This is a genomic window from Streptomyces sp. NBRC 110035, assembly GCF_000829695.1.
In the GTDB taxonomy this organism is placed as follows: domain Bacteria; phylum Actinomycetota; class Actinomycetes; order Streptomycetales; family Streptomycetaceae; genus Streptomyces.
The window spans coordinates 25,642-37,094 of the sequence record NZ_BBNN01000039.1 but is presented as its reverse complement, the minus strand read 5'-3'; the positions used below and the strand labels follow the sequence as shown (position 1 = coordinate 37,094).

The 11,453-nt window shown below is 71.4% G+C and carries 13 protein-coding genes and 1 pseudogene; 5 read left to right on the top strand and 9 right to left on the bottom strand.

The annotated features are described in order from the left end of the window. The first annotated feature begins 284 nt into the window (after nt 1-284). The gene (locus TU30_RS26340) at nt 285-809 is read left to right on the top strand and encodes a hypothetical protein (protein WP_042174428.1); all 525 of its coding nucleotides are present in this window, start codon (nt 285-287) and stop codon (nt 807-809) included. Between the two features lie 991 nt (nt 810-1,800). On the opposite strand, the gene TU30_RS26335 is transcribed toward TU30_RS26340, so the two are convergent. Together TU30_RS26335 and TU30_RS26330 are read right to left on the bottom strand one after the other, a co-directional pair. Further along, the gene (locus tag TU30_RS26335; RefSeq protein WP_042174427.1) at nt 1,801-2,235 is read right to left on the bottom strand and encodes a DUF2267 domain-containing protein; all 435 of its coding nucleotides are present in this window, start codon (nt 2,233-2,235) and stop codon (nt 1,801-1,803) included. 188 nt (nt 2,236-2,423) lie between these two features. Further along, complete coding sequence (locus tag TU30_RS26330; protein ID WP_042174426.1) at nt 2,424-2,855, bottom strand: Hsp20/alpha crystallin family protein; 432 nt, start codon at nt 2,853-2,855, stop codon at nt 2,424-2,426. 139 nt (nt 2,856-2,994) lie between these two features. Between TU30_RS26330 and TU30_RS26325 the strand changes: the two genes are divergently transcribed. Next, nucleotides 2,995-3,687 (top strand): hypothetical protein, encoded by a 693-nt coding sequence (locus TU30_RS26325; protein WP_042174425.1) that lies wholly within the window; start codon nt 2,995-2,997, stop codon nt 3,685-3,687. A gap of 99 nt (nt 3,688-3,786) precedes the next feature. On the opposite strand, the gene TU30_RS26320 is transcribed toward TU30_RS26325, so the two are convergent. After that, a complete protein-coding gene (locus TU30_RS26320; protein ID WP_042174423.1) occupies nt 3,787-3,966 on the bottom strand; it encodes a hypothetical protein in 180 nt (59 codons plus the stop codon). Between the two features lie 15 nt (nt 3,967-3,981). Here TU30_RS26320 and TU30_RS26315 point away from each other — a divergent pair, with 15 nt between their 5' ends. The 3 genes from TU30_RS26315 to TU30_RS26305 all read left to right on the top strand — a co-directional run bounded on the left by TU30_RS26315 (nt 3,982) and on the right by TU30_RS26305 (nt 5,906). Beyond that, nucleotides 3,982-4,281 (top strand): hypothetical protein, encoded by a 300-nt coding sequence (locus TU30_RS26315; RefSeq protein WP_042174421.1) that lies wholly within the window; start codon nt 3,982-3,984, stop codon nt 4,279-4,281. A 210-nt stretch (nt 4,282-4,491) separates the two neighbouring features. Then, nucleotides 4,492-4,617: a hypothetical protein gene (locus TU30_RS38075; protein ID WP_256082651.1), complete on the top strand. Its 126-nt coding sequence runs from the start codon at nt 4,492-4,494 to the stop codon at nt 4,615-4,617. 479 nt (nt 4,618-5,096) lie between these two features. Next, complete coding sequence (locus TU30_RS26305) at nt 5,097-5,906, top strand: hypothetical protein (RefSeq protein ID WP_042174419.1); 810 nt, start codon at nt 5,097-5,099, stop codon at nt 5,904-5,906. A 243-nt stretch (nt 5,907-6,149) separates the two neighbouring features. On the opposite strand, the pseudogene TU30_RS37665 reads toward TU30_RS26305, so the two are convergent. From TU30_RS37665 to TU30_RS36605, 6 genes and pseudogenes are all read right to left on the bottom strand, one after another. Further along, nucleotides 6,150-6,341 (bottom strand): annotated as a pseudogene (locus TU30_RS37665) (hypothetical protein); the annotation flags it as partial. 97 nt (nt 6,342-6,438) lie between these two features. Then, complete coding sequence (locus tag TU30_RS26300) at nt 6,439-7,371, bottom strand: glutaminase (protein WP_042174416.1); 933 nt, start codon at nt 7,369-7,371, stop codon at nt 6,439-6,441. A 168-nt stretch (nt 7,372-7,539) separates the two neighbouring features. Beyond that, a complete protein-coding gene (locus TU30_RS26295; RefSeq protein ID WP_042174414.1) occupies nt 7,540-8,937 on the bottom strand; it encodes an aspartate ammonia-lyase in 1,398 nt (465 codons plus the stop codon). Nucleotides 8,938-8,995: 58 nt separating this feature from the next. After that, nucleotides 8,996-10,042, bottom strand: coding sequence for an asparaginase (locus TU30_RS26290; protein ID WP_042174473.1), 1,047 nt, complete (start codon nt 10,040-10,042; stop codon nt 8,996-8,998). 95 nt (nt 10,043-10,137) lie between these two features. Further along, complete coding sequence (locus TU30_RS26285; protein WP_042174471.1) at nt 10,138-10,830, bottom strand: FadR/GntR family transcriptional regulator; 693 nt, start codon at nt 10,828-10,830, stop codon at nt 10,138-10,140. A 204-nt stretch (nt 10,831-11,034) separates the two neighbouring features. After that, a complete protein-coding gene (locus tag TU30_RS36605) occupies nt 11,035-11,190 on the bottom strand; it encodes a hypothetical protein (RefSeq protein WP_176726270.1) in 156 nt (51 codons plus the stop codon). Nucleotides 11,191-11,453 lie beyond the last annotated feature (263 nt).

The window sequence follows — 11,453 nt, the reverse complement described above, 5'->3', positions numbered from 1 at the left end:
GCGGGCGCCGCCCCCGTAAGGGTGACAACGGCCGCGACCGCGGTGGCGGCGCGCCTGCGCGATGCACGGGAGGACAAGGCGGACCCCTCACCGCGGGCGGGCAGTCGGCCGCACCTGTGAAGGCGCGGCAGCCGACAGGACACGCACCGCGGACCAGTGGTTGCAGCCCTCCGGCGCACGAGGCGGCGCACGAGCACACTCCGTGGTCCGCCGTGCGTCGAGCGCCGTCCGCCGGATCGGCAGGTCCCGGCATCGGCCGGTCCGACGGCGGGCAGCATCGCTGTATGTCTGCTGACGAGACCGCCGCCCCCGGGGTGCGGGTGTGTTCCCTCAAGACCGACACGGACCAACTGATCCCACCCGGCAGCACGTACCGAATAGTGAGGTTTCCGTTCGGTGCGGCGGAGCCGACCGACCGGTTCGGAATGCACCAGGCGGTTCAGCCCGACGGGTACGTGGTGGGCAACTGGGCGACGGACGACCGCAGCGGGCTGGTCTGGCCGTCCAAGGCGGGCTGGGGCCATCTGCACGCCATGATCCAGTGGGAGGCCGCCGGTTCCTCCGGTGGCTACACCGAGCTGCGCGACCAGTTCGTGCGGGACCCGCTAGGCCTGACCGCGAACCCCGACGACACGACGGCGACCGAGCACCGCACCCCGACACCGGGCGGCCAGTACTACGTCAAGAACCACGGTGTCTTCGTCGACCCCGGCACACCCCTGGCGCTGCGCGTCACGCACAACGACGCGGCTCCCCGGCTGGTGACGCTGGCCGAATTCAAACTCGTGATTCACGACGCGGCCCATTGACTTCACCCGTCGGGGGCTGTGAGCCCGCAAGGAGCACGGGTCACAGGGGGAACGGTGGGGTCGGGCCACCGGGACCGACGCTGCGGACCTCGTTGCCCACCTCGGCCCGCAGGGTGCCGGACCAGGCTGGTTGGGGGAGAGGATCAGCCAGGGACAACTGGCTCCATCGGTAACGGAGTTGTCCGGCCCGAAGAACAACTTGTCATACCCTCAGTAACAAGATCAAATGTGCGGTGGGCGCCTCGGGCAACCAGCCGCGGCCTCCTTCCCGTCCCGCGGGCCGCGGGCAGATCGTCCGCGGCACCCCTTTCCTTTCCAGGAACCATCATGCAGCCCTCGCACGACCCTCTGGAGCAGGCACGTGTCTCGCACGAGAGGCATCTCGAAACCTGCCGTCAGTGTGCCGCGGACGGTGTGCCGTGCGCCGTGGCGAAACACCTCAGACGCGTCCACAACAATCTCACCAGATCGGCCACGCGTGGCTACCCGGGTGCTCCCGGTGCGCGAACACGCTGACCACCGAGAGCGGTGCCTCATCCCGCGCCGTCCCCGGTCGGCGCGATGTGCGCGAGTGGCTCGCCCCACGCGCAGCGGTGCAACTGCCGCACCGGGAAGTCCAGGGGTCCCTTGTGAAGAAGTCGGTGAACACTCCGACGCGCGGCGTGACCAGCACCCCGGGGGGCCGCCACAGAGGACGACCGGCGGGCAAGGGGTCCGGAGACGTCACATCGAGGGTGGCTCCACCCCGGCCGCTGCTCACTCTTGGCCGGGCACCGGCGGACCTGTGCCGCGGTTACGCATACCTCACCGACACCGCGCCCGATGGCCCCAACCAACGGCCTGAGGGTCGTGCACCTGGCCGGAGGCACGTCGTGGCCGTGCCTGGACGACGCGTGGTCGCGTCAGCCGTCGAAGGCGCCGGTTGGTGGAGCCCGCTCGTTTCGTTGAGCGGCGGGGCCCGGCTCCGCAGCAGCACGGCCCTTGGGTGTCGTCAGGCGGCTTGGGTGAGTTCGGCACGGCCGAACAACAGGGCGTAACCGGTGGGAAGCCGGCCGAGGATACGGTCGAGGAGTGTCTCGTCGGTGAGCTGGGCGACGATGCGCAGGACGGTGCCGGTGTCCCAGCGGGTGGTGGCCGGTGTGCCGCCGGTGCGGTAGGAGAGGTCCTCGACGAAGCCCCAGCCGGTGAGGGGCCGGGTGGCGGGTGTCTGTGAGGTGAGGATGTCGGCCGCTTCGTGGGGCAGCTCGGCCGCCAGCGCCACGCGCTCGTCGCCTGCCAGCTGCCGCCCGAGGGAGGCCAGCACGGCACGCACGGCCTGCTCGGCCCGTGCGCGGGTGGGGTATGCGCCTTCGTAGCGCACTCTTTCCAGCATCTGCTCGTAGGTCGTGCTGACGGTGGACCGGAATGGCTCCTGCTGGGGGATCATCGGTGACGCGGTTGCCTTTCTCGTGAGAGGTGGCGGGGGAGGCGGCGGTCGGGGTCCTTTCGCCGGCCGCCGATGCCGCCCGGTCGGGGGAGGGGGTGTCGCTGCCTTCTGCCCTACGCGCCGGCGCGGAGCGAGGGGCGGCCGCGGAGCGGCCGTCACCCCCGTGCTCCGCGCGGCCGGGAGGGGGCTCAGCCGCTGATCTCCTTGTGGGCGGAGCCGCCGATGGCGATCCTGCGTGGCTTGGCGCGTTCGGCGATCGGGATACGCAGGGTCAGTACACCCGCTTCGTAGTCCGCCTTGATCTGCTCGGTGTCCAGGGTGTCGGCCAGCACGACCTGGCGGGAGAAGACACCCAGGGGCCGCTCGGAGAGCTCCATCTGGACGTCGTCCGCCTTGGTGACGGGCCGCCGCTCGGCCTTGACGGTCAGCATGTTCCGTTCGACGTCGATCTCGATCGCGTCCGGGGAGACGCCGGGCAGGTCGAGGGCGATCACGTACTCCTCGCCTTCACGGTAGGCGTCCATGGGCATCGCCGACGGCCGTGACCAGGTACCGGTCGTGTTCAGGAGCTGCTGGGTGAGCCGGTCGAGCTCACGGAAGGGGTCGGTGCGCATCAACATGGTGAAACACCTCCAGTGTTCAGGCCGGGCACTTTGCTGCCCATGCGGTTCACCTGCCTTCGTTGTAACATGTCATCCAAGTGATGACAAGTTGAGTGTCACCGAGATGACGACACTGTCTGCCTCTGCTGGAGATTCCATGATCAGCGATGATCGGCCCACCCCGCGCGCCCGCGGTCTCAGCCCCACGTCCTTCCTCGCCGCCGCCGCCCTGAACACGATCCACGAAGCCCTGCACACCGCCCGGACGTCGCAGGACGAGGTGCGCCCCGAGCCCGACCGGACCGGCTCGGAACAGGCACTCGCCGCTCTCCTGCTGCTCCGTGAAGTCCGCGATCAGCTCGCAGGGTGGGAACCGGGCCTGATCGAAGAGGCCCGGGAGGCCGGTGCCAGCTGGGCCGACCTGGCCCATCCCCTGGGTGTCTCCAGCCGCCAGGCCGCCGAACGCCGCTACCTGCGCGTACGCCCCGGAACCCCGGGGTCCACGAGCGAACAGCGGGTGCGGGCCACCCGCGACCGCCGTGCCGCCGACCGCACCGTCACCGTGTGGGCCCGCGCCAACGCCGCGGACCTGCGCCAGCTCGCCGGTCGGATCACCGCGCTCACCGATCTTCCCGCCACCGCCCGCACCCCTCTCGCCGAACTCACCGCAGCCCTCGCCGAGAACGACGCCGGCGCCCTCGTCGGCCCCCTGACGGTGACGCACCCGCACCTGGTGTCCGCCCACCCCGACCTCGCGGCGCGCGTCGACGACGTCGCCCGCCACACCGACCGGCTCCGCCGGCACAGCGGCGACCAGCGCCAAGGGTCCCCAAGACCACCGGCGCGCTGAGCGCGGCCGGTGGCAGCCTGACCGCGAGGGACCTGTGGCACCACGTCCCGTCCGGACCGAACGGACACGACATGCCGGACGTCCTCGTCCCGGCGCCGCTCAATCGCCCACCCGCTGCCCGGGCTCCGGGCGAGCAGCGGGCCGGACGTCGGTTTCCCCGCGGCCCACGAGCCCCGGCAGGGACAGGGCGCCCGGCCCGAAGAACACGAGGAGCAGGAATCCCCGGCATACGAAGGGCCGGCGGGTGGTCAGCCAGCCACTGAGGCGTGAGGTGCTCATCGGGCGCTCCTTGAGATGTCGCTGCGTATCGGGTGCTTCGGCCCTTGCGGATTCCGGTGGCTCCGGGGCCGGTTCATCGCCCCGGCCCCGGCCGCGCAGCTCGAGGACGAGGTCTGTGCCGCTCTCGATCTCGCGCAGGCCACCGTCGTCGCGGACTGGCCGCCGGACCGGGACGCGGGCAAGCCCACCGAGCGGCGCGAGACCTACCGCGTGCTGGCGGACCCCCACACCCTGACCGGGCCCCGCAAGAGCGATCCGGCGTTCACCGTGCGACGGGTCCCGGTCCGCCCCACCGCGAACGCCGCCGCCCGGTAAGCCGCCCGGGACAAACGCCTGGACAAGGCCGCGGAGGACCCGGACAAGTTCACCACCGCGGTCGGCGGACGCCACTGCAAGACCGGGGAGAAGACCGTCGCCCGGATCGGTGTCATCGCCGCCAAGCGCCGTGCCACCTCTTGTCTGCGCTGGACCGTCACCGATAACGAGGCCGGCGCCCCGGCCCTGGCCTGGCACTTCCACCCGGGCGTGCCGAGGGCCGAAGCCGCTGTCGACGGCTGGTACGCACTGCTGACGTCCGCCCCCGCCCACCAGGTGGACGCCGGACATGACCTGATCCAGGTCACCTGCCCGGCCCACCGTTCTTCTGCCTGACCGAGCGGCAGGTCGGACGGGAGCTCGACCCCGGGCAGACCATGAACGGCCACTCCCCCGACAACCACCGCGTCCGCCCCACCGGGCGCATGATCGTCTACCACCTCGCCGAACTCACCCTGCGGACCGGCAACGCCACCGACCCGCCCACCGTCCGAACCACCCGCGGCGTCCCACTCCACCTCCTCGACGCCGACATCGGACACACCTGCTGGCCACAGACCTGCGACCGAGTACTTCCGTGGGCCGGCCGAGATCTGGCCGGCCAAGGTACCGGCCGGCTCCCGCAGGGGCTCCGCCAAGCGGCGCCCCTGCTTGTAGCATTCCGACCTGCTGTGCTGAACGCAGATGCACGCCAGGGCTGCGCGTACCCCTGACAGCGTAGGTGGGACCGACGGAGGGACGGGGACAGTGAGCGCATTGCAAAGGCGGCCTCCAACAGCACGGCCGGTTCGTCCGGTCCCCGGGGGGAGGGCCGCATGACCGTTCTCCGGCACTCCGTGTCCGTCCTCGCCCTGGAACCCGACCGACTCCAGGAACTCACCGGGCTGATCTTCGATTTGGCCGAATCCACCCGGGCCCAGGGAGAGGAGATCCTCCTGGAGGACGGGCAGCCGGTCGAGGACGTGCGACTGGTCGAGGGACGGCATCTGCGGCCCGGCGCGCGGTACGAGCTCTCGGAGGCCGGGGCCACGGATCAGGTGGCTTTGCTCGTACGTGAGTGGCAGCGCCGCAGCGCGATCGCCGTGGAACAGCTACTGGTCTCGGACGATGCGACGGTACGGATGACTCTGCGACTGCGCACTCCCGACCGACCACGACTGCTGGAGGTCGAAGGACGGGTGCGGGGCCCCGAAGGATCGGGGGCACTGCGCCGGGGGTCGGGAAAGGCACGGCTCGACCTGGTCGCATGGTGGGCGGCGACCGGCCTCGCGCCCGGGGCCCCGCCGGCGGTGCGTGCCCCGGCGACGGCACGGCTGAAGCACCGGCTGGGCAAGGCCCGTCTGTGTCTGCGCCCGCGGCGGGCGGACGGCGGCCGGTGGCAGGTGGACGTCGCGCTCACCGTGCGTGGCCGGTGGCTGTTGCGGCCGGTCGCCGCTGTCGCCCTGATGGTGGCCGGGCGCCCGGTGCGGCGAGGCTTCCGGTCCGCGGTGGAACAGGCGGCTGACGCATGGAACCGGTCGATCGGCGAACTGCTGGCGCTCACCCCGGACGGCCTCCGGGCCGAACTGAAGAGGCAGGCCGCCGAGCGGACCCCGGAGCAGCCGATGGGCGCTCCGCCCCCCTGAATCCCCATCGGTCGGCTTCCTGGTCCCCCGCTGCCCGCATGGCCGCCCCGAACGCAGGCCGGCCCGTCGCAACGCTGAGTCACAAGACCTGAAACGGTGAGCCGCGAACTCCGGGCCGAGCCAGGGGATGCCCCCTCTTCGGCGGAGCGGGGAATGCCTTCCGAAGGCTGTTCTGGCCTCAACCGTGTGCATGGATCCGCGCTGTTCACCTGAGCCGGCCTCTCTGCCGCGTCGGAGCTGCGGCACCGCCCCGAAGCGCACGCCGACCAGTCCGAGCGCCGCGCGGCCGGAGACCGGGCTCGGCAGCTCCCGCACGGGCAGGGCACCGGCCGTCTCGCCTCCCACCGCGGGAACGGCCGAACCCGCGAGCCCGAGCACATGACAGCGACGCAGATCGACGGAGCACCCTCGGCCGACACCTGGGCGGCGTCTCAGCGCGGAGTGGCGGAAAGCGCACACTCGTCTCTGAGCGGCAGCCACGGCATGCCTGCCGTCCCACTGGACCGGGTCCGTACGGTCCAGTGGGACGGCGCTAGAACACCGACAGTCCCGTGAGCGTCGTGAAGCGGTCCAGGGCCGCCACTCCCGCCACCGAGTTGCCCCGCTCGTCCAGACCGGGCCCCCACACACAGAGCGTGCAGCGGCCGGGGACGACGGCGATGATGCCGCCGCCGACACCGCTCTTGCCGGGCAGGCCCACACGGTAGGCGAAGTCGCCCGCGGCGTCGTACGTTCCGCAGGTGAGCATGATCGCGTTGACCTGTTTGGCCTGACTCCGGGTCAGCAGACGGGTGCCGTCGGCGCGGATGCCGTGCCGGGCGAGGAAACCGGTGGCCAGGGCGAGGTCGGCACAGGATGCCTCGATGGAGCACTGGCGGAAGTACTGGTCGAGGAGGACCGGAACCGGGTTCCCGATGTTCCCGTACGAGGCCATGAAGTGGCCGAGCGCGGCGTTGCGGTCGCCATGGGCGGACTCGGAGGCGGCGACACCTTTGTTGATGGCGAGCTCCGCGTTGTCGCTCTCCGCGCGCAGGAACTCCAGGAGGGTGCCCGCCGCGTCGCCGGTCTGGGTGTGGAGGCGGTCGGTGACGACGAGTGCGCCGGCGTTGATGAACGGATTGCGCGGGATGCCGTTCTCGTACTCCAGCTGCACCAGCGAGTTGAAGGGGTTGCCGGAGGGCTCACGGCCTACGTGCGCCCACAGCGTGTCGCCCTCGCGGGCCAGGTCGAGGGCGAGGGTGAAGACCTTGGAGATGGACTGCGTGGAGAACGGCTGCCGCCAGTCCCCGACTCCGTACACCGTGCCGTCCAGCTCCGCGACGGCCATGCCGAACCGGTGCGGGTCGCATGCCGCGAGCGCCGGGATGTAGTCGGCGGGCCGACCGCGTTCGGGCCTGCTCTCGATCTCGGCGGCGATACGGTGCAGAAGGGGCTGAAAGGTGTGGGACGAGGTCATGATCGCCATTGTGCCGTCGGGCCCTCCGGGGTGCGCCATGGGGTGGAGCCGAGCCGAGCCGGGTGGGCGGGTGCGGGTGGTTCGTGGCCGGCCGCAGCGTACGAACCGGCCCCGGGCTTTCGAGGGGCGCGGAGGGAACCGCGCGACAAGCCCCCACCGGCCCGCACCCGCCCGTGCTCAGCCGGTCCGGGACCCCGCCAAAACCTCCGGACGGAGCAACGCGGCCAGCGTGTCGGCCGGCAGCAAGCCCTTTTCCAGGACGAGTTCGGCGACGCCGCGCCCCGTGGCGAGGGCTTCCTTGGCGATGTCGGTGGCCGCCGAGTAGCCGATGTGGGGGGTGAGCGCGGTGACGAGGCCGATGGCGTTCTCGACGGCCGTGCGCAGCACGTCCGTGTTGGCCGTGATCCCGGCGACGCACCGCTCGGCGAGCGTCAGGCAGGCGGCGCGCAGGTGCGTGATGCTCTCGGAGAGGGAGTGCAGGATGATCGGTTCGAAGGCGTTCAGCTGGAGCTGGCCGGCCTCGGCCGCCATGGTGATCGTGACGTCGTTGCCGATCACCTCGAAGGCGACCTGGTTGACGACCTCGGGTATCACCGGGTTCACCTTGCCCGGCATGATGCTCGAACCGGCCTGCACCGGTGGCAGATTGATCTCGTTCAGGCCCGCGCGCGGCCCGGAGGACAGGAGACGCAGGTCGTTGCAGCTCTTGGAGAGCTTCACCGCGATGCGCTTCAGCACGCCGGACACCTGGACGAAAGCCCCGCAGTCCTGGGTGGCTTCGACGAGGTTGGCGGCTGTGACCAGCGGGAGGCCCGTGATGTCCGCGAGGTGGCGGCGCGCGGCCTCGGCGTATCCGGCGGGTGCGTTGAGCCCGGTGCCGATCGCCGTCGCGCCCAGGTTGATCTGGTGGATCAGCTCGACGGCCTCGGCGAGCCGGCTGCGGTCCTCGTCCAGCATCACCGCGTACGCCGAGAACCCCTGCCCGAGCGTCATCGGCACGGCGTCCTGCAGCTGCGTACGCCCCATCTTCAGCACGTCGCGGAACTCCAGCGCCTTGGCCGCGAAGGCGTCCTGCAACACGGACATCGCCTCGAGCAGGCCGCGTACCGCGAAGACCGTGGCGACCTTGACGGCGGTCGGGCAGACGTCGTTGGTCGACTGGCCGAGGTTGACGTCCTCGTTCGGGTGCAGGAACTCGTACGCGCCCTTCGGGTGGCCGAGCAGCTCCAGCGCCCGGTTCGCGACGACCTCGTTGGCGTTCATGTTCGTCGAGGTGCCGGCCCCGCCCTGGATGACGTCCACGACGAACTGGTCGTGCAGCTTCCCTGCACGGATTTCGCGGCAGGCCTCGACTACGGCTGCCGCCTTGCGAGGATCCAGCAGGCCGAGTTCCTCGTTGGCGCGGGCGGCGGCTTCCTTGACGGCGGCGAGCGCGTCGATCAGGTGCGGGTAGGTGGAGATCGGCGTTCCCGTGACGGGGAAGTTCTCCTTGGCACGCAGGGAGTGGACACCCCAGTACGCCTCGGCGGGGACGTCACGGTGGCCGAGGAGGTCGTGCTCACTGCGGACGGTCATGTCGGTGCGGGTCTTCCTTCTGGAGCGGGTGAGCCGGGGGAGGGCGGGCGGTGGTGAATCAGGCGTGCGTTCCACCGGGCGACGAGGGCGTCGTCAGAGGCTCGAGCGCCCGCGCCGGGCGGATGCTTCCGACCACCGCACCGCCCCCGAGCAGCGGCGCACCGGCGAACTCGGCGAGTGCGGCCGGGTCGACGCCGCAGCGTGCGAGAGCCGCCGCGGTCACCGGTACGCGCGCCCGGTCCGCGCCGTCCGCGATCTTCACGGCGACGGCCCGGCCGTCCGGGAGCGCCGCGACCTGGACCCCTTCGAAGCCGTCCTTGGCGAGGAGTCCCGGCACGGCCCGCATCAGCGCGGCGACATCGCGGCCGGAGCCCGACACCATTTCGGCGTGCTCGCGCATCGCGTCGGCCACTCGGGCTTCGGGGGTGCCGGGCGGGGCCGTGGTGATGCGGGCGGCGGCGCGCGCGAGCCCGTGCAGCGAGACGGAGAAGAGAGGAGCGCCGCAGCCGTCGACCGTGACCTGGGCGATGCTCTGACCGGTCAGGTCCTCGACGATCTCCGCGATCGCCTGCTGGAGAGGGTGCGCGGGGTCGAGGTAGTCGTCGAGCGACCAGCCGTTGAGCCGTGCTGTGTAGAGCATCGCGGCGTGTTTGCCCGAGCAGTTCTGCGCGAGCCTCGACGGCAGCCGGCCCGCACGGATCCAGTCCTCGCGGACCACCGGGTCGAACGGCAGGTCCGTGACGTTGCGCAGATCGTCCTCGGCGAGCCCGGCGAGCTCCAGGATCCGCCGGGTGCCGGAGAGATGCCGTTCCTCGCCGGAGTGGCTGGCGGCGGTCAGCGCGAGCAGGTCTCCGTCGAGAGGCAGCCCGGCCCGCAGCAGTGCCACGGCCTGCACGGGCTTGAGTGCCGAGCGCGGGTGGAAGGCCGCCTCCATGTCACCGATCTGCAGCTCCACACTCCCGTCCGCGGCGAGCACGACGACCGAGCCGTAGTGGACCCCCTCGATGACGTCGCCGCGTACGAGATGGGCGACGGGCGCGTGCTGCGGTTCTCGGACGGAGGGTGCCTCGGCGAGTGAACTGTTGTACGCGGTATGTGTGTTGATGCTCGTACCTCCACCTCGGACTTCCGTGCGACCCGCTCCCCGCCGGCGTGCGTCAGGACCGGTACGGCGTATCTGCTCTTCGAGGGAATGCTCGCTCACGCCTGGGGTCCTCCGCCTTCCGTGGGGGTGTCCGCGCCGTCGGTGCGTCCGGGGCGGACGATCGCGGTGAGGGTCGTCTCGACGCGGTCGAGGTGGTGGGCCATGGCCTCGGTCGCGTCGCGCTCGCTGCCGTCGACGAGCGCCTCGACGATGGCGCGGTGCTCACGGTTGGACTGCTCGCGGCGGCCGCCGAGTTCGTTGAGGAACGCCGACTGCCGGGCCAGCGCGTCCCGGATCTCCTCGATCACCCGGCGGAAGACCGGGTTCTGGGCGGACTGCGCGACGGCGAGGTGGAAGAGCGTGTCCATGGCCACCCACGCGGTGGTGTCGGTCTCCCGTTCCATCCGGTCGAGGAGGTGGGTCAGGTGGTCGAGGTCTTCGGGCGTGCGGCGCTCGGCGGCGTAGCCCGCGACGGGGATCTCGACGTGCCGCCGGACCTCCAGCAGGTCGCTGGCCGCGTAGTCGCCGAAGGTGGGGTCCTCGACCGGCCCGTTCGAGACGACGAACGTGCCCTTGCCCGTCCGGGAGACGGTCAACCCCATCGTCTGCAGGGCTCGCAGAGCCTCCCGCAGTACGGGCCGGCTGACTTCCAGGCGGCGGCAGAGCTCCGCCTCGGAGGGCAGTCTGTCCCCCACGGCGTAGTCACCGCGCTCAATGGCACTCCGCAGATGACCGAGCACCGCTTCCATCGCGCTGACGCGCCGCGGCACCGAGTCACCTGTCTGGCTGTCTGACAGGTTCACGGGAGTGATCCTGCGGGCAACGGGGGCCGGCTGTCAAGAACGAGCAGCCGGACCCGCTCCCGGGCCGGGCGGGACCCCGGGCACCCAGCAGTGGTCCGACCGTGACCCGCCAGGGCACGAACGCGTTGAAAGGGGGTCTGGCCACGAACTTCAGCGCCAGGCGATCGAGGTGTACGCGACCACGAACGAGACGGCCGTGCCCGCGATCGGCGGAGTGGCGCGGAATCCCGTGCATGCCACTGCGGCTCGCTCCCGGTGGCTGCGCATCGGCAGTTCGGGCCGGCGCGTGGCCCGTACGCGAGGCATCGTGACGTGCTTCCCGCCCCGCTCGCCACCGACGCCCCCATCACCCGGCTGCCGTGGCTCCCCAGGAGGAAAGGGAAGAAGGAAGGGGGACAGGGATCACCCCGTCCCCGGGCCCCTCAGGACGCCCCCGCCTGACAGAGCCTCGAAGGGACGGCTTGCCCGGACGATGTTTCTGCTCGTCATCGCCCCGGTCGTCCGGTGGTTCAGCCATCGGTGGCCGTCCCGCTCCGGCTCCCCGGACGACGAACCGGGCACCACTCGAG

Excerpts from the sequence above, each read along its gene's own strand:
- TU30_RS26285 (WP_042174471.1), bottom strand. The coding sequence starts at position 10,830 with ATGGAAGCGGTGCTCGGTCATCTGCGGAGTGCCATTGAGCGCGGTGAC.
- TU30_RS26320 (WP_042174423.1), bottom strand. The coding sequence starts at position 3,966 with ATGAGCACCTCACGCCTCAGTGGCTGGCTGACCACCCGCCGGCCCTTC.
- TU30_RS26335 (WP_042174427.1), bottom strand. The coding sequence starts at position 2,235 with ATGATCCCCCAGCAGGAGCCATTCCGGTCCACCGTCAGCACGACCTAC.
- TU30_RS26325 (WP_042174425.1), top strand. The coding sequence starts at position 2,995 with ATGATCAGCGATGATCGGCCCACCCCGCGCGCCCGCGGTCTCAGCCCC.
- TU30_RS26315 (WP_042174421.1), top strand. The coding sequence starts at position 3,982 with ATGTCGCTGCGTATCGGGTGCTTCGGCCCTTGCGGATTCCGGTGGCTC.
- TU30_RS26340 (WP_042174428.1), top strand. The coding sequence starts at position 285 with ATGTCTGCTGACGAGACCGCCGCCCCCGGGGTGCGGGTGTGTTCCCTC.
- TU30_RS26330 (WP_042174426.1), bottom strand. The coding sequence starts at position 2,855 with ATGTTGATGCGCACCGACCCCTTCCGTGAGCTCGACCGGCTCACCCAG.
- TU30_RS26295 (WP_042174414.1), bottom strand. The coding sequence starts at position 8,937 with ATGACCGTCCGCAGTGAGCACGACCTCCTCGGCCACCGTGACGTCCCC.
- TU30_RS36605 (WP_176726270.1), bottom strand. The coding sequence starts at position 11,190 with ATGCCTCGCGTACGGGCCACGCGCCGGCCCGAACTGCCGATGCGCAGC.
- TU30_RS26300 (WP_042174416.1), bottom strand. The coding sequence starts at position 7,371 with ATGGCGATCATGACCTCGTCCCACACCTTTCAGCCCCTTCTGCACCGT.
- TU30_RS26305 (WP_042174419.1), top strand. The coding sequence starts at position 5,097 with ATGACCGTTCTCCGGCACTCCGTGTCCGTCCTCGCCCTGGAACCCGAC.